Below are 15757 nucleotides of genomic sequence, written 5' to 3'. Positions count from 1 at the left end.
GCTTGCCTGCGATGGCGTCGGTGGGGTGTCCGTGAGTTCGCGGCGTTTGTATCGCGGGCAAGCCCGGCTCCTACAGGTTGCGCGGGCTCTGTTGGAGCAGGTTTGCCTGCGATGGCGTCGGTGGGGTGTCAGTGAGTTCGCGGCGGCTGCATCGCGGGCAAGACCCGCTCCTACAGGTTACGCGGGCGCTGTTGGAGCTGGCTTGCCTGCGATGGCGTCGGTGGGGTGTCCTTGAGTTCGCGGTGGCTGCATCGCGGGCAAGACCCGCTCCTACAGCTTGCGCGGGCGCTGTTGGAGCTGGCTTGCCTGCGATGGCGTCGGTGGGGTGTCAGCGAGTACGCGGCGTTTGTATCGCGGGCAAGACCCGCTCCTACAGGTTGCGCGGGCGCTGTTGGAGCTGGCTTGCCTGCGATGGCGTCGGTGGGGTGTCCTTGAGTTCGCGGCGTTTGGCTGCCACAGCAGGCTTGCCTGCGATAGGCTCAACACGGTCTCAGGGGGTACGCGGCGCCTGCCTAACCAGGCGCAACGCCGCCAGCACCACGGCAAACACGGCCATACTGGCGGTGTACAAGACCAAGGCCGGAATCCCGAACAGTAATGCCAACACCGCCATGCGCCAGCCGGCCCGCCCCGGGATCAGCATCGCCAGCAGTGCCAGGCCCAACGCCGTCCAGGCCAGTACCCGCCAGTGGATCATCAAACCCAACGTCGAACGCACCTGACACGACCAGGTCGTCGCCTGCTCCAGGCACAGGCCAACCCACTGTGGGTCTTCCATCAACACGTAACGCACCCCGTAGCTTGCGGCCAGCCACAACGGCAGCAAAACCAGCAAAGCGACAAACGGTAACAAGCGGGGCATGCGCAACTCCAAAATACTGAAAATCGGCACCCAGCATAATCGTCCAAACGGTCTATGCAAGGCGAAAGCGCCAGCCTGGGCTACTTTACCCGTATGACCAATCAAACCTGTTGTTGCAGCAACAGATGCCGCAACGGCACTATCGGCTGCGATGAATGCAACACCGCTTGGCAACTTTGCCAGCCTCAGGGTTGTCCTAACCTGCGCATTTCGCTTGTATTTTCCGGGGACTCGTCATGCTTCGATCACTGCACCTTGCCACTTTGTTGGGTGGCCTCCTGCTGAGTGCGTGCGCCTTGGCGGCCGATATCGATGCCGCCAGCTACGGTTACCCACTGACCAATCCCTTTGAAGCGACTATCGCCTCGACCCCGCCCGAGCTGCGCCCGGAGCTGCCCAGTGATGAGGATATCCGTCAGTCCGATTACAGCCTGAATCTCAGGCCTGAGCGGGCGTTCAGCCTGCCCGACAATTTTTGGCCCGTGAAAAAACTGCGCTATCGCATGGCCCGCCAGGACCATCCCGCACCGCTGATTTTCCTCATTGCCGGCACCGGTGCGCCTTACAACAGCAGCCTCAACGAGTACCTGAAGAAGCTCTACTACAAGGCCGGTTACCATGTAGTGCAGTTGTCGTCGCCCACGAGTTTCGACTTCATGACCTCGGCTTCGCGCTTCGCCACCCCCGGGGTTTCCAAGGACGACGCCGAAGACATGTACCGGGTGATGCAAGCAGTAAGGGCTCAGCACTCACATTTGCCCATTACCGACTTCTACCTCACCGGCTACAGCCTCGGCGCCCTGGATGCGGCGTTTGTCAGTCATCTGGATGAAACCCGACGCAGTTTCAACTTCAAGCGCGTACTGCTGCTCAACCCACCCGTGAACCTCTATACCTCCGTCAGTAACCTCGACAAGTTGGTGCAGACGCAGGTCAAGGGCATCAACAACAGCACCACGTTCTACGAGCTGGTGCTGGGCAAGCTGACCCGTTACTTCCAGCAAAAGGGCTACATCGACCTCAACGATGCCTTGCTTTACGACTTCCAGCAGTCGCGCCAGCATTTGTCCAACGAGCAGATGGCCATGGTGATTGGTACCTCGTTCCGCTTTTCCGCGGCCGATATTGCCTTCACTTCGGACCTGATCAACCGCCGCGGCCTGATCACCCCGCCCAAGTACCCGATCACCGAAGGCAGTAGCCTGACGCCCTTCTTCAAGCGCGCCCTGCAGTGTGACTTCGATTGCTACCTGACTGAGCAGGTCATCCCGATGTGGCGTGCCCGTACCGACGGCGGCAGCCTGCTGCAACTGATCGATCAGGTCAGCCTGTATGCCTTGAAGGACTACCTCAAGGGCAGCTCGAAAATCGCCGTGATGCACAACGCCGACGACGTGATCCTCGGCCCCGGCGATATCGGTTTTCTGCGTAGCACCTTTGGTGACCGCCTGACGCTTTACCCACATGGAGGCCATTGCGGCAACATCAATTACCGCGTCAACAGCGACGCCATGCTGGAGTTTTTCCGTGGTTAAAAAACTTCTATTCCTATCGGCGCTGTTCACCGCCGGCCTGGCCCAGGCCGGCGGCCCTTCGAACCAGACGCGTACGGCGGACGCGGATGGTTTTACCCAGCCGCTCAAGACCCTGAAGTTCAACCCAGGCCTGGACCAGCGCGAATTTGAGCGTTCGACGCTCACCGCCCTGAACGTCTACGACCCATGGGAGTCCTGGAATCGCCGGGTGTACCACTTCAACTACCGCTTCGATCAGTGGGTGTTCCTGCCCGTGGTCAACGGCTATCAGGCGATTACGCCGGGCTTCGTCCGTAGCGGCGTAAGCAACTTCTTCAGCAACCTGGGCGATGTACCTAACCTGTTCAACAGCCTGTTGCAGCTCAAGGGCAAGCGCTCGATGGAGGTCACCGCACGCCTGTTGCTGAACACCACGATTGGGGTCGCAGGGTTGTGGGATCCGGCCACCAAAATGGGCCTTCCGCACCAAAGCGAAGACTTCGGCCAGACACTGGGCTTCTATGGTGTGCCCGAAGGCCCCTACCTGATGCTACCGATCCTCGGGCCGTCCAACCTGCGTGATACCGGCGGACTGGTGGTGGACTATAGCGGCGAGACGCAGATCAACTTCCTCAACGTTGCCGAGGTCAGCAGCAATCACCCGGAACTGGTCGTGCTACGGGCGGTCGACAAGCGCTACACCACCAGTTTCCGCTATGGCCAGACGAACTCGCCGTTCGAGTATGAGAAAGTGCGCTACGTCTACACGGCAGCACGGCAACTGCAGATCAATGAGTGATCAGAGCCCGAGAAACCGGCTGAGCTGCGAACGCTTGGCCAGGGCATCGCGCCGCCCCAGTTCAATCAGCTCACTGCAGTAGCTGGCCTCGAACAGCAGGTAGCTGAGCACTCCGGCGCCGCTGGTCCTGGTCGCCCCCGGCCCACGCAGGAACAGGCGCAACGCCGCTGGCAACTCGCGCCGGTGACGGGCTGCGATTTCATCCAGCGGCTGGCTGGGCGCGACCACCAGCACTTCCACCGGCGTCAACCCCAAGTGTTTGGGGCGTCGCTCGGACGGCAACAGGTGGCTCAGGTGGTTAAGCCGCTGCAGTAACTCCAGGTCGTCTTCCAGGCTGTCGATGAAGGTGCTGTTGAGCATGTGCCCGCCAATTTGCGCCAAGCTCGGGTGCTGGCCTCTGAAGCTACGCTGATGCGGGTGAGGTACCGCTGGCTGCTGGGGGTTACCACTGACCCCGACCACTAGTACCCGGTTCGCACCCAGATGCAGCGCCGGGCTGATCGGCGCCGACTGGCGCACCGCACCATCACCATAGAACTCCTGGCCCAACATGACCGGCGCAAAAAGCAAGGGGATCGCCGAGCTGGCCAGCAGATGTTCGATGGTCAAGCGCGTGGGCATGCCGATGCGTCGGTGGCGCAACCAAGGGTCGATAGCACCACGCCCCTGGTAGAAGGTCACGGCCTGCCCCGACTCGTAACCGAAGGCAGTCACCGCCACGGCGTGCAGGTGCTTTTGCTCGATCGCCGTGGTAATGCCGTTCAGGTTCAAATGCGTATTGAGCAGACCGCGCAACGGGGAGCTGTCGAGCAACGCAACCGGTACTGGCCTACCCAGCCCCAACAGGCTGTGAAAGACAAAGCGCGCAGCCTGGCGCACCACGCCTGGCCAATCACTGCGCAGCACCTGACTGCTGCGAAAGCCTTGCCAAAGCTCGGTGAGCTTGTGAATCGTCTCGGAAAACTGCATGGCGCCGCTGGCCAGGGTGACGGCATTGATGGCGCCGGCCGAGGTACCGACAATCACCGGGAAGGGATTGGCAGCACCCGCTGGCAATAGATCGGCAATCCCGGCCAGCACCCCGACTTGATAAGCGGCACGGGCCCCGCCGCCGGAAAGGATCAGACCGGTGACCGGTTCTGCTGCTGCCATGCTGTTGCTCCCTGAGAACTCGCTGGAAAGTCCGTATATGGACTAACGCCGTTTTTCGTAAAGCTTCGGCGCCCCTGGTGGCCGCGATTTGAAGCGTCGATGCGCCCAGAGATACTGCTCAGGGCATTCACGGACCGAGGCCTCGACCCACTGGTTGATGCGCAGGCAATCGGCTTCTTCGGTCTCACCCGGGAAGTCGGCCAGCGGCGGATGGATCACCAGCCGGTAGCCGCTGCCATCGGCCAGGCGCTGCTGGGTAAAGGGGATCACCCTGGCCTTGCCCAGGCGGGCGAACTTGGTGGTTGCCGTCACGGTCGCAGCCTCAATGCCGAACAGCGGCACAAACAGGCTCTGCTTGGCGCCGTAGTCCTGGTCTGGCGCGTACCAGATCGCCCGGCCGGCACGGAGCAGTTTGAGCATACCGCGCACGTCTTCACGCTCCACCGCCAGCGAATCGAGGTTGTGCCGCTCGCGCCCCTGGCGCTGAACAAAGTCGAACAGCGGGTTCTTATGTTCGCGGTACATGCCGTCGATGGTGTGTTTCTGGCCAAGCAAGGCCGCACCGATCTCCAGCGTGGTGAAATGCAACGCCATCAGGATGGCACCCTGGCCATCACGCTGCGCGGCCTGCAGGTGTTCCAGCCCTTCGATATGCGCCAGGCGCGCCAGACGGGCTTTTGGCCACCACCAACTCATGGCCATCTCGAAGAATGCGATACCGGTAGAGGCGAAATTTTCCTTGAGCAGGCGAGTCCGCTCGTCGGACGACAGCTCGGGGAAACACAACTCGAGATTGCGTGCGGCAATACGCCGACGCTCGCCAGCGACGCGGTACATGGCCAGCCCGAGGCCACGGCCGATAGCCAGCAATACCCGGTAAGGCAACTGTACGATCAGCCAGAGCAGGCCCAAGCCCAGCCACAAAGGCCAAAAGCGCGGGTGCAAAAAATACGGACGAAAACGCGGGCGATCCATTCAAGATTCCGGAAAGACAAAGGCCGCGCATTCTACAACGGTTCGGTGCGGGTTGCGGCTAACGAACGATCTCGTTATAAGTCTGGGCACTTTTTCGTAACAAGTCGCCCGATGCAGACCATGAGCCAAACTCAGACGCCCGACCAAGAACCCGTGTTCCAGCTCAAGGGCAGCATGCTCGCCATTACTGTGCTTGAGCTTGCGCAAAACAACCTTGAGGGCCTGGATCGGCAATTGGCCGCCAAGGTTGCCCAGGCCCCCAATTTCTTCAGCAATACGCCGCTGGTACTGGCCCTGGACAAGTTGCCCGCCAGTGAGGGCGCCGTGGACCTGCCGGGGCTGATGCGCGTCTGCCGTCAGCACGGTTTGCGCACCCTGGCGATTCGCGCCAGCCGTATCGAGGACATTGCTGCCGCGATAGCCATCGACCTGCCCGTGCTGCCGCCTTCCGGCGCTCGCGAGCGGCCCGTGGAGCTGCCAGAGCCGGTGGTCGAGAAGAAAAAGCCCGAACCACCGGCAGAACCTGCGGTAAAACCGACCAAAATCATCACTTCGCCTGTACGCGGCGGCCAACAGATCTATGCTCAGGGCGGCGATCTGGTGGTGATTTCATCGGTCAGCCCGGGGGCGGAACTTCTTGCCGACGGCAATATCCATGTGTACGGGGCAATGCGGGGACGCGCCCTGGCAGGGATCAAGGGGAACACCAAGGCGCGGATTTTCTGCCAGCAAATGACCGCTGAACTGGTCTCGATCGCCGGGCAATACAAGGTCTCCGAAGACCTGCGCCGCGATCCGCTGTGGGGGGCCGGGGTACAGGTCAGCCTGTCCGGCGACGTGTTGAACATCACCCGTCTTTAACGGATACTGCCGCCATTTTCCGCGCAACTTTTTTCGACGTTGCCGTTTTGTATTTTTTGGGACTGAACGTCCTTTTTTCTTTAGGGGTGATACACCTTGGCCAAGATTCTCGTGGTTACATCCGGCAAGGGTGGTGTGGGTAAGACCACCACCAGCGCCGCTATCGGTACCGGCCTCGCTCTGCGTGGCCACAAGACAGTCATCGTCGACTTCGACGTCGGCCTGCGTAATCTTGACCTGATCATGGGCTGTGAGCGCCGCGTGGTGTATGACTTCGTCAACGTCGTGAACGGCGAAGCCAACCTGCAACAAGCCCTGATCAAAGACAAGCGCCTTGAAAACCTGTACGTACTGGCGGCCAGCCAGACCCGTGACAAGGACGCGCTGACCCAGGAAGGCGTCGAAAAAGTCCTGATGGAACTCAAGGACTCGTTCGACTACGTGGTCTGCGACTCGCCGGCCGGTATCGAGAAAGGTGCCCACCTGGCCATGTACTTCGCGGATGAAGCGATCGTCGTGACCAACCCGGAAGTCTCCTCGGTACGTGACTCCGACCGTATGCTGGGCCTGTTGGCGAGCAAGTCGCGCCGCGCCGAAAACGGCGAAGACCCAATCAAGGAACACCTGCTGATCACCCGCTACCATCCAGAGCGCGTGAGCAAGGGCGAAATGCTCGGCGTCGAAGACGTGAAGGAAATTCTCGCCGTGGCCCTGCTGGGCGTTATCCCTGAATCCCAGGCGGTGCTCAAGGCATCCAACCAGGGCGTTCCCGTCATCCTCGATGACCAGAGCGACGCTGGCCAGGCGTACAGCGATACCGTTGACCGCTTGCTGGGCAAAACCGTGGAGCATCGTTTCCTCGATGTACAGAAGAAGGGATTCTTCGAGCGCCTGTTTGGAGGCAACTAATCAATGAACCTTTTTGACTTCTTTCGTGCCAGCAAAAAAGTAAGTACCGCCTCGGTTGCGAAAGAGCGTCTACAGATCATCGTGGCGCACGAGCGCGGTCAGCGCAGTACCCCGGACTACCTGCCAGCCTTGCAGAAGGAACTGGTGGAGGTGATCCGCAAGTACGTCAACATCGGCAACGATGATGTGCAGGTCGCTCTGGAAAACCAGGGCAGCTGCTCGATCCTGGAACTCAACATCACCCTGCCCGACCGCTAACAGGCAGCCGGGCAAGCCACCACGGCGGCCGCCGGGCCTTCGCACTGCGAGGGCTCGACGGTCGCCGTTGGTGTTTACAGAGAGCACGCAATGCCGCTGTCCAACGTCCACATCCTGCACCAGGATGCCGCTGTCCTGGTGGTCAATAAACCGACCCTGCTGCTGTCCGTCCCGGGCCGCGCCGAGGACAACCGCGACTGCCTGATTACCCGCCTGCAGGAAAACGGCTACCCGGAAGCCCGTATCGTCCATCGCCTGGACTGGGAAACCTCCGGGATCATCCTGCTGGCACGTGATGCCGACAGCCACCGCGAGCTGTCACGACAGTTCCATGACCGGGAAACCGAGAAGGCCTACACCGCACTGTGCTGGGGGCAACCGGAGCTGGACAGCGGCAGTATCGACCTGCCCCTGCGCTACGACCCGCCAACCAAGCCACGCCATGTGGTAGACCATGAACAGGGCAAACATGCGCTGACCTTCTGGCGTATCGTCGAGCGTTGCGGTGACCATTGCCGGGTTGAGCTGACGCCGATTACCGGCCGCTCACATCAGTTGCGCGTGCACATGCTCTCCATCGGCCATCCGCTGCTGGGCGATCGCCTGTACGCCAACCCCGAAGCATTGGCGGCCCATGAACGGCTGTGCCTGCATGCAAGCATGCTGAGTTTTACCCATCCGGTGACCGGCGAGCGTTTGCGCTTCGAGTGCCCGGCGCCGTTCTGATCGATTGCATCGCCTCTATCGCTGGCAAGGCCAGCTCCAGCCCCCTTGCTGGAGCCGACCTTACTGGCGATTCGGGCCGCCCCAATCCCCAAGCAATACGTTAAACTCGCGCCACTGCTGTCTGGAGTGACTTATGCGCGATGCTCTGAATCAAGGCCTGATCGATTTTCTGAAGGCCTCCCCCACGCCGTTCCATGCCACCACCGGCCTTGCTTTACGCCTTGAAGCGGCGGGTTTCCAGCGCCTTGACGAGCGCGACAGTTGGGCCACCACCGCTGGCGGCCGCTACTACCTGACCCGAAACGACTCCTCGATCATCGCGTTCAAGCTCGGTCGACACTCGCCCTTGATCGACGGTATCCGCCTGGTCGGCGCCCATACCGACAGCCCGTGCCTGCGGGTCAAGCCACAGCCGGAACTGCAACGCCAGGGCTTCTTGCAATTGGGCGTGGAAGTTTACGGCGGCGCGCTGCTGGCGCCGTGGTTCGACCGCGACCTGTCCCTGGCCGGGCGGGTAACCTTCCGCCGTGACGGCAAGGTTGAAAGCCAACTGATCGACTTCAAGCTGCCGATTGCGGTGATCCCCAACCTGGCGATCCACCTCAACCGCGCCGCCAATGAGGGCTGGGCAATCAACGCCCAGACCGAGCTGCCGCCTATTTTGGCGCAGGTGGCCGGCGACGAGCGCGTAGACTTCCGCGCCCTGCTCACCGATCAACTGGCGCGTGAGCACGGCCTGAACGCCGACGTGGTGCTGGACTACGAACTGAGCTTCTACGACACCCAGACCGCTGCGCTGGTTGGCCTGAACGGCGACTTTATCGCCGGGGCGCGGCTGGACAACCTGCTGTCCTGCTACGCCGGCCTGCAAGCCCTGCTCGCCGCCGACAGTGACGAAACCTGTGTGCTGGTGTGCAATGACCACGAGGAAGTCGGCTCTTCCTCGGCCTGTGGTGCCGATGGCCCGATGCTGGAACAAACCCTGCGTCGCCTGCTGCCTGACGGCGATGATTTCGTCCGGACCATTCAGCGCTCGCTGCTGGTCTCGGCCGACAACGCCCACGGCGTTCATCCGAACTACGCCGACAAGCATGACGGCAACCACGGCCCCAAGCTCAACGCCGGCCCGGTGATCAAGGTCAACAACAACCAGCGTTACGCCACCAACAGCGAAACCGCGGGTTTCTTCCGCCATCTGTGCATGGCCGAGGAAGTGCCGGTGCAGAGCTTCGTGGTACGCAGCGACATGGGTTGCGGCTCGACCATCGGCCCGATCACCGCCAGCCACCTGGGCGTGCGTACCGTCGACATCGGCCTGCCGACCTTTGCCATGCACTCCATTCGCGAGCTGTGCGGCAGCCATGACCTGGCGCATCTGGTGAAAGTACTGACGGCGTTCTACCGCAGCCGCGACCTGCCGTAACACCCGGCAGGCAGAAGCAGGCCTTGCTGGGTATTTGAACCGGGCCGTGTGGGATCAAGCTTTGCCAGCGATGCGCGTATCGCGCACTGGCTGACAGGCCGTTGATCCCATCGTAGGCAAGCCTACTCCCACAGGGATCTACGCAGAACACTGCATTTTCTGTGGTAGCAAGACTTGCCTGCGATGCTGCCTTTTGCCGGGCCAACCACTGAAACACATCAACTCTGTGCCATAAGTTCCCAAATGGAGAACTCGGCAGGGAGTTTGCCAAGGCGTTGTTCTTCCTGGGCAAGCAGGCGTTCAACTTTTTCACGATCATCCGCCGGATATCGCAAACGCTCTACAGGGCTGAGGTTGTCCAGTAACTCCATGTAGCCGCGATAAACCGGGCGCGCATCACCCGCAGAAAAAATAAAGCTGGCTGCTGCCTGAAAACACTCGAAATCCAGCCCATCCTTTGCATAATCCGCTACATAACGCTCTTCATCCGTATATTCACCGCTTTCGTCTTCTACGATCGCCACAAGCTCCGAACGGGACAGCCCTGCAAATGGATTATCCGGCCTCCCCCTTCCTTCATGAATGGACAGTAGGAACTCAAAGGACTTCTGCTTTCGAGACAGTTGCTCAGGCGAGCTCTCTGCCGATACCTCTGACTGTTTGAAAGCCTCTGCGCCGTACATCCTCACCCGCAACCAAGCCGTTTTACCAAGGCCATGAGCACCGTAAACTCTTTCGTATTTATCCCTGGCTTGATCATTCTGGCCATCGACCTGCGCCATGCTGGCGCTCAACTTCACCCCCTCCGCCGAGAGGCTCACGCTTTCCTTCGTATTTGAGGTTGAAAGGTCTTCTGTGGGTGCTGGTTTTGGTGGCGTTCTAACAATGGCTACCGATGATGGAATTGTGCCTATTTTCATATTGCTCCCTCCAACCGCTCCAATACAACGAGGCACTTATTCAAGTGCCTCGCCGAACGACTACTTAATAGAGAACTGCACGGAATAATTGAAGGGAAGATTCGAGTCTGCCTTTACCAATGTTGCGGTACAGGTTGCACGGCTCGAACCAATAGACACTGCATCTTTCTTCCAACTAGGCAGGTATCCGCCCAGATGCATTTCAACCAAGTGCGACGCCGAGAACCGGCATATTTTCGAGCCCACTGCGTAAGTAAATCGCATACCGGATGCGATATCACTTCCACTGGCATGAACGAACCCAATACTGTAATTCGGTTTAATATTTGTAGGCAGGGGATTAACACTTCCAAAAAAATACTCATAGCCGTACACAGCTTCTGCACTGGTTTCATTTACAACTGTCACAGTCGCCAGATTGGCCGCTTGTACCGCCCCACCCACCGTACACCCCAACACCACAAAAGAACCCAACAACACTTTCTTGATATTTATCATTCGCGACATCCATTCAAAGGTTAACGACACGCAGCTGTTGCTGCATGTCCGTGCCGGGGCGATTCATCGATCGCTCATGACGCTTTTAACCAGTCGGCAGGAAGCCTTGGGCGCTGTATCAGACGCGGTCTGATATCGATGTAGGAAATTTCTCTGCTGTTAGAATCAGCACGGGCCGTGCCCACGCTGACCTCCATCAACCCCGGCCCAGCGATTCCGGCCTATGCTTGCCCCATGAATTTCCACGCTTTGAGAAGGTTCTTGCACATGTCAGAGTTCCAGATGATGTTCCTCCCGGTGATCGCCGGCCTGATCCTGTTGACCGTCGGTTTCAACATGCGTGAGCGCAATATCGGGGTGCTGATGATGTGGATCGGAACCTTGGGCATGATTGGCATCATGGCCTGGAAGATCCTTGAGAAACTGAACTGACAAATACACTACACTCGGGCGATTGATTGCCTGAGGTCGATTTGCCAGTGCCTGCCTTTTTCCGTTTTTTCGCGCTGTTTCTGATACTGCTGGCGCCCGTCAGCCTGGCACAGGCAGCAGGTTTGCCGGGTTTGCTCGGCAGTAGCAAAGCCCAGCCCGAAGCCACCGAGCCGCTGAGCCAGTCCCTGGACGAGGTCATCAAGCGCCTGGAAAACGATCAGCAACGTGCCAGTTTGCTGGCCGATCTGAAGAAGCTGCGCGACAGCACCAAACAGGCGCAGCCGTCGGTAGAGCAAGGCGTACTGGGGGTGATTGGCAACACCGTGGCCAGCCTCGAGAAGCAGTTCAGTGGTGATGCCAGCCCCTTCACGCGGTGGTCGCGGGAGCTGGACCAGGCTCAGGAGGAGCTGGCCGCCCTGATGGTGCCGGTGAAAGAGTTGCCCGCCATACTGTTCGGCTTTGCCGCGGTCATCGCCCTCTGGAGCCTGTTGGCTTACGGTTTTATCTGGGTCGGGCATCGGGTGCGGCTACGCTTCGGCCTGACCGAGGAACTCCCCCATCACCCCAAAACCTGGGACATGGTGCGCTTCGCCTTGCGTAAGCTTGGCCCTTGGCTGGTGGCGCTGATCATCACCCTGTACCTGAGTTTTGCCCTGCCCTCGTCACTGGGCAAGTCAATGGCCATGGTGCTGGCCTATGCGCTGGTGGTCGGTACCTGTTTCTCGGCCATTTGCGTGATTGCCTTTTCCTTGCTCGACGGCCCGCACCGCCATCATGCGCTGCACATTTTACGGCGCCGCGCGTTCCGCCCGCTGTGGCTGATCGGCAGTTTTGCCGCGTTCGGTGAGGCGATGAACGATCCGCGCCTGGCCACTGCGCTGGGCACCCACCTGGCGCATAGCCTGGCAACGCTGGCGAATGTGCTGGCAGCCCTTTCCAGCGGGCTGTTCATCCTGCGTTTCCGGCGCCCTATCGCTCACCTGATCCGCAACCAACCGCTGTCGCGTCGCCTGACCCGCCGTGCCCTGAGCGACACCATCGAGATTCTCGGCAGTTTCTGGTACCTGCCGGCGTTGGTGCTGGTGGCCATCTCATTGTTTGCCACCTTTGTTTCCGCAGGCGACACCAGTACCGCGCTGCGTCAGTCGCTGATGTGCGCCGTACTGCTGGTGCTGTGCATGGTGATCAACGGCCTGGTCCGTCGCCATGCTGCAAAACCGCACCGGAGCAACCGCCGCCAACCGCTCTACTACGAGCGGCTCAAAAGTTTTGGCTACACCTTGGTACACCTGACGATCTGGCTGCTGTTCATCGAATTGGGGCTTCGGGTCTGGGGCTTCTCGCTGATCGGTTTCGCCGAGGGCGACGGCCATGACGCCGCCATGCGCCTGCTTGGCCTGGGCGGCACGCTGCTCGCCGCGTGGCTGGTGTGGATACTCAGCGATACCGCCGTGCACCATGCCCTGACGCGCTCACGCAAAGGCGCGGCCAATGCCCGTGCACAAACCATGATGCCGCTGATCCGCAACGTGCTGTTCGTGGCCATTTTCATCATTGCGGTGATCGTCGCCCTGGCCAACATGGGCATGAACGTCACCCCGCTGCTGGCGGGTGCAGGGGTCATCGGCCTGGCGATCGGTTTCGGCGCGCAGTCGCTGGTGGCCGATTTGATCACCGGCCTGTTCATCATCATCGAGGACTCCCTGGCCATTGACGACTATGTCGATGTCGGCGGCCACCTGGGAACCGTCGAAGGCCTGACTATCCGTACCGTACGCCTGCGCGATATCGACGGTATCGTCCATACCATCCCGTTCAGCGAGATCAAAAGTATCAAGAACTACTCGCGGGAGTTTGGTTACGCGATTTTCCGCATCGCCATTCCCCACAGCATGAACATCGATCAGGCCATCAGCCTGGTTCGCGATGTTGGCCAGAAGCTGCGCAACGACCCGCTGCAACGCCGCAGCATCTGGTCACCGCTGGAGTTGCAAGGCGTGGAGAGCTTCGAATCTGGCTCGGCCATCCTGCGGGCGCGGTTCAAGACCGCACCGATCAAACAGTGGGAGGTTTCACGGGCGTTCAACCTGGCGCTCAAGCGCGAGCTCGATGAAGCCGGCCTGGACCTGGCCACTCCGCGCCTGTCGGTGCAGGTGATCACCGCCGGTGGCGGTGCCGAGGGCAACAACGCTTAACCGGCATCGGCTCGAATGCGAATCGCATCATGCCGCCAATACTCCAGGTCGCAGTCGATCAAGCGCCCGTGCTGATCGCTGTTGACCCGAGTGATCTGCAGCCCGGGGCTGCCCGACGATACTTTCAGGGCCATACCCGCGGCGACGGGCAATGCCGTAGGCAGAATTTCAAAACACACCCGGCCGTACTGGATCCCGTAGTGCTCGGCGTACAACTCAGTCAATGACTGGCCCAGGTCGAAGCTGAGGATATCCGGAAAGTACTCAGGGTTCAGGTAGTGCTCGGCATACAGCACCGCACGCCCGTCGATACGCCGTAACCGACAGATCTGAATCACGCTGGACAGCGGCGACAGTTGCAAGCGCGCACAAATCGCGGCGGGCGCAGGCTGCAGACGTGCCGACAACAACTCGGTAGCCGGCACCCGTCCCTGGGCGCGCACCATGGCGTGAAAGTGGCTACGCTCGATCAGGTCATAGGTCAATCGCTCGGGTGCAACGAACCAGCCACGACGCTCCTCACGGTAGATCACTCCAAGGGCTTCAAGCTGCACCAGCGCTTCACGCAGGGTAATACGCGTCGTGTCGAACACTTCGCTGAGCTTGCGCTCGGCCGGTAACTTGCAACCGGCGGCCAGCAGGCCGTGCTCGATCTGTTCCTGCAACGCCTGGCATATGGCTGTTACTGCGCGTGGTGGCAGTGGACGCATCAAAGGTTACCTATCTGGACTAGTCCAGCGCCAATACTGAGCAGTAAAACGCTCAGAAAGGGGCGCACGGGAATACTGCAAGACTAGGCAATGCAGATGAACGCCAGATGACATTACCGCTCAACGGTCATCAAAACCCTCTCGAACAAGGCCTTCAGGCGTTGCGGATCAAGCACTTGAATCTGGTCTACGCTGTATTTTCAGAGCCAGCTGCCATGCCGGAACAACCCGCAGCGACATCAAAATGTCATGCACCCGGCCTACCTTGGCTCAGGTATTGCTGACCTAGACCAACCGAATCGCAACAACGTCCAACACCCCATGCGTTTTGCAAGGCACCCAATAAGGAGCTTCGGATGAAACAGCTTTTCCTGGCGTCACTGTTAGGTTCTACCATTGCCCTGTGCACCTCGGCGATGGCCGCCGGTACCGACCTGAAAGCCCTGGAGGACGCTGCCCGTAAAGAGGGCGCGGTCAACAGCGTAGGCATGCCAGACGCCTGGGCCAACTGGAAAGGAACCTGGGAAGACCTGGCCAGCAAGTATGGCCTCAAGCATATGGACACCGACATGAGTTCGGCTCAGGAGGTGGCCAAGTTCGAGGCAGAAAAAGACAACGCCAGCGCTGATATCGGCGACGTTGGCGCCGCCTTCGGCCCGATTGCCGCAGCCAAGGGCGTGACCCAACCCTACAAGCCCAGCACCTGGGATCAAGTGCCTGCGTGGGCCAAGGACAAGGATGGCCATTGGGCGCTGGCCTATACCGGCACGATCGCCTTCATCATCAACAAACAGTTGGTGAAGGAAGCCGACATGCCAAAAACCTGGCATGACCTGGAAAAGGGCAAGTACAAGGTCGCCATCGGTGATGTTGGCACCGCCGCCCAGGCGGCCAACGGTGTACTGGCTGCCGCCATCGCTTACAAGGGTGACGAGAAGAATCTCGAGCCGGGCCTGCAACTGTTCACCAAGCTGGCGCAGCAGAAGCGTCTGTCGCTGGCCAACCCCACCATCCAGACCCTGGAAAAGGGTGAAGTGGAAGTGGGCGTGGTCTGGGACTTCAACGGCCTGAGCTACCGCGAACAGATCGATCCGAAGCGCTTTGAGGTCTTGATCCCGGCAGATGGCTCGGTGATCTCGGGCTACACCACCATCATCAACAAGTACGCCAAGAACCCCAATGCCGCCAAACTGACCCGCGAATACATTTTCAGCGATGCCGGGCAGACCAACCTCGCCCGCGGCAACGCCCGGCCGATTCGTGCCGAGCACCTGAAACTGCCCGCCGATGTACAGGCCAAGCTGCTGCCCAATGAGCAGTACAAGGCCGCTCAGCCGATCAAGGATGCCGCGGCCTGGGAAGCCACCTCGAAGAAACTGCCGCAGATGTGGCAGGAGCAAGTGATCATCGAGATGGAGTGAGGCTGTGGGCGCAACCGGGAAACCGTGTCGCCCCGATCGCCGGCAAACCAGTTCCCACAAGGCTCATGTGGGCGCTGGCTTGCCAGCGATGAAGCCCTCCCG

At 60.2% G+C, this 15757-nt stretch carries 16 protein-coding genes; 10 read left to right on the top strand and 6 right to left on the bottom strand.

Translation table 11 applies throughout. The annotated features are described in order from the left end of the window. Window positions 1-490: 490 nt before the first annotated feature. Window positions 491-862: a hypothetical protein gene (locus CYD26_RS20940; protein ID WP_065760406.1), complete on the bottom strand. Its 372-nt coding sequence runs from the start codon at window positions 860-862 to the stop codon at window positions 491-493. Window positions 863-1098: 236 nt separating this feature from the next. Between CYD26_RS20940 and CYD26_RS20935 the strand changes: the two genes are divergently transcribed. Both CYD26_RS20935 and CYD26_RS20930 read left to right on the top strand, forming a co-directional pair. Next, window positions 1099-2397, top strand: coding sequence for a serine/threonine protein kinase (locus tag CYD26_RS20935; protein WP_099775529.1), 1299 nt, complete (start codon window positions 1099-1101; stop codon window positions 2395-2397). Continuing rightward, window positions 2390-3175 (top strand): VacJ family lipoprotein, encoded by a 786-nt coding sequence (locus CYD26_RS20930; protein WP_102053514.1) that lies wholly within the window; start codon window positions 2390-2392, stop codon window positions 3173-3175. Before CYD26_RS20935 ends, CYD26_RS20930 begins: the two co-directional genes overlap by 8 nt. Here CYD26_RS20930 and CYD26_RS20925 read toward each other — a convergent pair whose 3' ends face one another. Further along, a complete protein-coding gene (locus tag CYD26_RS20925) occupies window positions 3176-4327 on the bottom strand; it encodes a patatin-like phospholipase family protein (RefSeq protein WP_102053513.1) in 1152 nt (383 codons plus the stop codon). Between the two features lie 42 nt (window positions 4328-4369). Further along, window positions 4370-5302: a lipid A biosynthesis lauroyl acyltransferase gene (locus CYD26_RS20920; RefSeq protein WP_065760410.1), complete on the bottom strand. Its 933-nt coding sequence runs from the start codon at window positions 5300-5302 to the stop codon at window positions 4370-4372. Window positions 5303-5422: 120 nt separating this feature from the next. Here CYD26_RS20920 and minC point away from each other — a divergent pair, with 120 nt between their 5' ends. The 5 genes from minC (at window position 5423) to CYD26_RS20895 (ending at window position 9479) form a co-directional block, all read left to right on the top strand. Continuing rightward, on the top strand, window positions 5423-6163 hold the full coding sequence (gene minC, locus CYD26_RS20915) for a septum site-determining protein MinC (RefSeq protein WP_065760424.1): 741 nt from the start codon (window positions 5423-5425) through the stop codon (window positions 6161-6163). Window positions 6164-6259: 96 nt separating this feature from the next. Then, window positions 6260-7072, top strand: coding sequence for a septum site-determining protein MinD (minD, locus tag CYD26_RS20910; protein ID WP_065760411.1), 813 nt, complete (start codon window positions 6260-6262; stop codon window positions 7070-7072). Between the two features lie 3 nt (window positions 7073-7075). Then, window positions 7076-7330, top strand: coding sequence for a cell division topological specificity factor MinE (minE, locus tag CYD26_RS20905; RefSeq protein ID WP_065760412.1), 255 nt, complete (start codon window positions 7076-7078; stop codon window positions 7328-7330). A gap of 90 nt (window positions 7331-7420) precedes the next feature. Continuing rightward, window positions 7421-8056, top strand: a complete 636-nt coding sequence (locus CYD26_RS20900) for an RluA family pseudouridine synthase (RefSeq protein ID WP_065760413.1) — start codon at window positions 7421-7423, stop codon at window positions 8054-8056. A gap of 133 nt (window positions 8057-8189) precedes the next feature. Beyond that, a complete protein-coding gene (locus tag CYD26_RS20895; protein WP_065760414.1) occupies window positions 8190-9479 on the top strand; it encodes a M18 family aminopeptidase in 1290 nt (429 codons plus the stop codon). 218 nt (window positions 9480-9697) lie between these two features. Here CYD26_RS20895 and CYD26_RS20890 read toward each other — a convergent pair whose 3' ends face one another. After that, window positions 9698-10399: a hypothetical protein gene (locus tag CYD26_RS20890; protein ID WP_145991804.1), complete on the bottom strand. Its 702-nt coding sequence runs from the start codon at window positions 10397-10399 to the stop codon at window positions 9698-9700. Between the two features lie 60 nt (window positions 10400-10459). Continuing rightward, entirely contained in the window at window positions 10460-10897 is a 438-nt protein-coding gene (locus CYD26_RS25035; RefSeq protein WP_145991803.1) for a hypothetical protein, read from the bottom strand. Between the two features lie 267 nt (window positions 10898-11164). Between CYD26_RS25035 and CYD26_RS25260 the strand changes: the two genes are divergently transcribed. Continuing rightward, window positions 11165-11329, top strand: coding sequence for a hypothetical protein (locus CYD26_RS25260; RefSeq protein ID WP_167524074.1), 165 nt, complete (start codon window positions 11165-11167; stop codon window positions 11327-11329). Between the two features lie 41 nt (window positions 11330-11370). Continuing rightward, window positions 11371-13524: a mechanosensitive ion channel family protein gene (locus CYD26_RS20885; RefSeq protein WP_371917254.1), complete on the top strand. Its 2154-nt coding sequence runs from the start codon at window positions 11371-11373 to the stop codon at window positions 13522-13524. Here the strand turns inward: CYD26_RS20885 and phnR are convergent. Beyond that, on the bottom strand, window positions 13521-14234 hold the full coding sequence (phnR, locus tag CYD26_RS20880; protein ID WP_099775534.1) for a phosphonate utilization transcriptional regulator PhnR: 714 nt from the start codon (window positions 14232-14234) through the stop codon (window positions 13521-13523). The two genes, CYD26_RS20885 and phnR, sit on opposite strands and share 4 nt — an antisense overlap. 356 nt (window positions 14235-14590) lie before the next feature. Here phnR and CYD26_RS20875 point away from each other — a divergent pair, with 356 nt between their 5' ends. Continuing rightward, on the top strand, window positions 14591-15655 hold the full coding sequence (locus tag CYD26_RS20875) for an ABC transporter substrate-binding protein (protein WP_065760418.1): 1065 nt from the start codon (window positions 14591-14593) through the stop codon (window positions 15653-15655). Window positions 15656-15757: the final 102 nt, after the last annotated feature.

The sequence above is a fragment of the Pseudomonas sp. FFUP_PS_473 genome, from assembly GCF_002858665.1.
Classification (GTDB): Bacteria; Pseudomonadota; Gammaproteobacteria; order Pseudomonadales; family Pseudomonadaceae; genus Aquipseudomonas; species Aquipseudomonas defluvii.
This window is presented reverse-complemented; position numbering and strand designations above follow the sequence as displayed.

Bases quoted from the DNA above. Each gene is read 5' to 3' on its own strand.
- CYD26_RS20940 (WP_065760406.1), bottom strand. From the start codon at position 862: ATGCCCCGCTTGTTACCGTTTGTCGCTTTGCTGGTTTTGCTGCCGTTG.
- CYD26_RS20935 (WP_099775529.1), top strand. From the start codon at position 1,099: ATGCTTCGATCACTGCACCTTGCCACTTTGTTGGGTGGCCTCCTGCTG.
- CYD26_RS20925 (WP_102053513.1), bottom strand. From the start codon at position 4,327: ATGGCAGCAGCAGAACCGGTCACCGGTCTGATCCTTTCCGGCGGCGGG.
- CYD26_RS20920 (WP_065760410.1), bottom strand. From the start codon at position 5,302: ATGGATCGCCCGCGTTTTCGTCCGTATTTTTTGCACCCGCGCTTTTGG.
- minC (WP_065760424.1), top strand. From the start codon at position 5,423: ATGAGCCAAACTCAGACGCCCGACCAAGAACCCGTGTTCCAGCTCAAG.
- minE (WP_065760412.1), top strand. From the start codon at position 7,076: ATGAACCTTTTTGACTTCTTTCGTGCCAGCAAAAAAGTAAGTACCGCC.
- CYD26_RS20900 (WP_065760413.1), top strand. From the start codon at position 7,421: ATGCCGCTGTCCAACGTCCACATCCTGCACCAGGATGCCGCTGTCCTG.
- CYD26_RS20895 (WP_065760414.1), top strand. From the start codon at position 8,190: ATGCGCGATGCTCTGAATCAAGGCCTGATCGATTTTCTGAAGGCCTCC.
- CYD26_RS20890 (WP_145991804.1), bottom strand. From the start codon at position 10,399: ATGAAAATAGGCACAATTCCATCATCGGTAGCCATTGTTAGAACGCCA.
- CYD26_RS25035 (WP_145991803.1), bottom strand. From the start codon at position 10,897: ATGATAAATATCAAGAAAGTGTTGTTGGGTTCTTTTGTGGTGTTGGGG.
- CYD26_RS25260 (WP_167524074.1), top strand. From the start codon at position 11,165: ATGTCAGAGTTCCAGATGATGTTCCTCCCGGTGATCGCCGGCCTGATC.
- phnR (WP_099775534.1), bottom strand. From the start codon at position 14,234: ATGCGTCCACTGCCACCACGCGCAGTAACAGCCATATGCCAGGCGTTG.
- CYD26_RS20875 (WP_065760418.1), top strand. From the start codon at position 14,591: ATGAAACAGCTTTTCCTGGCGTCACTGTTAGGTTCTACCATTGCCCTG.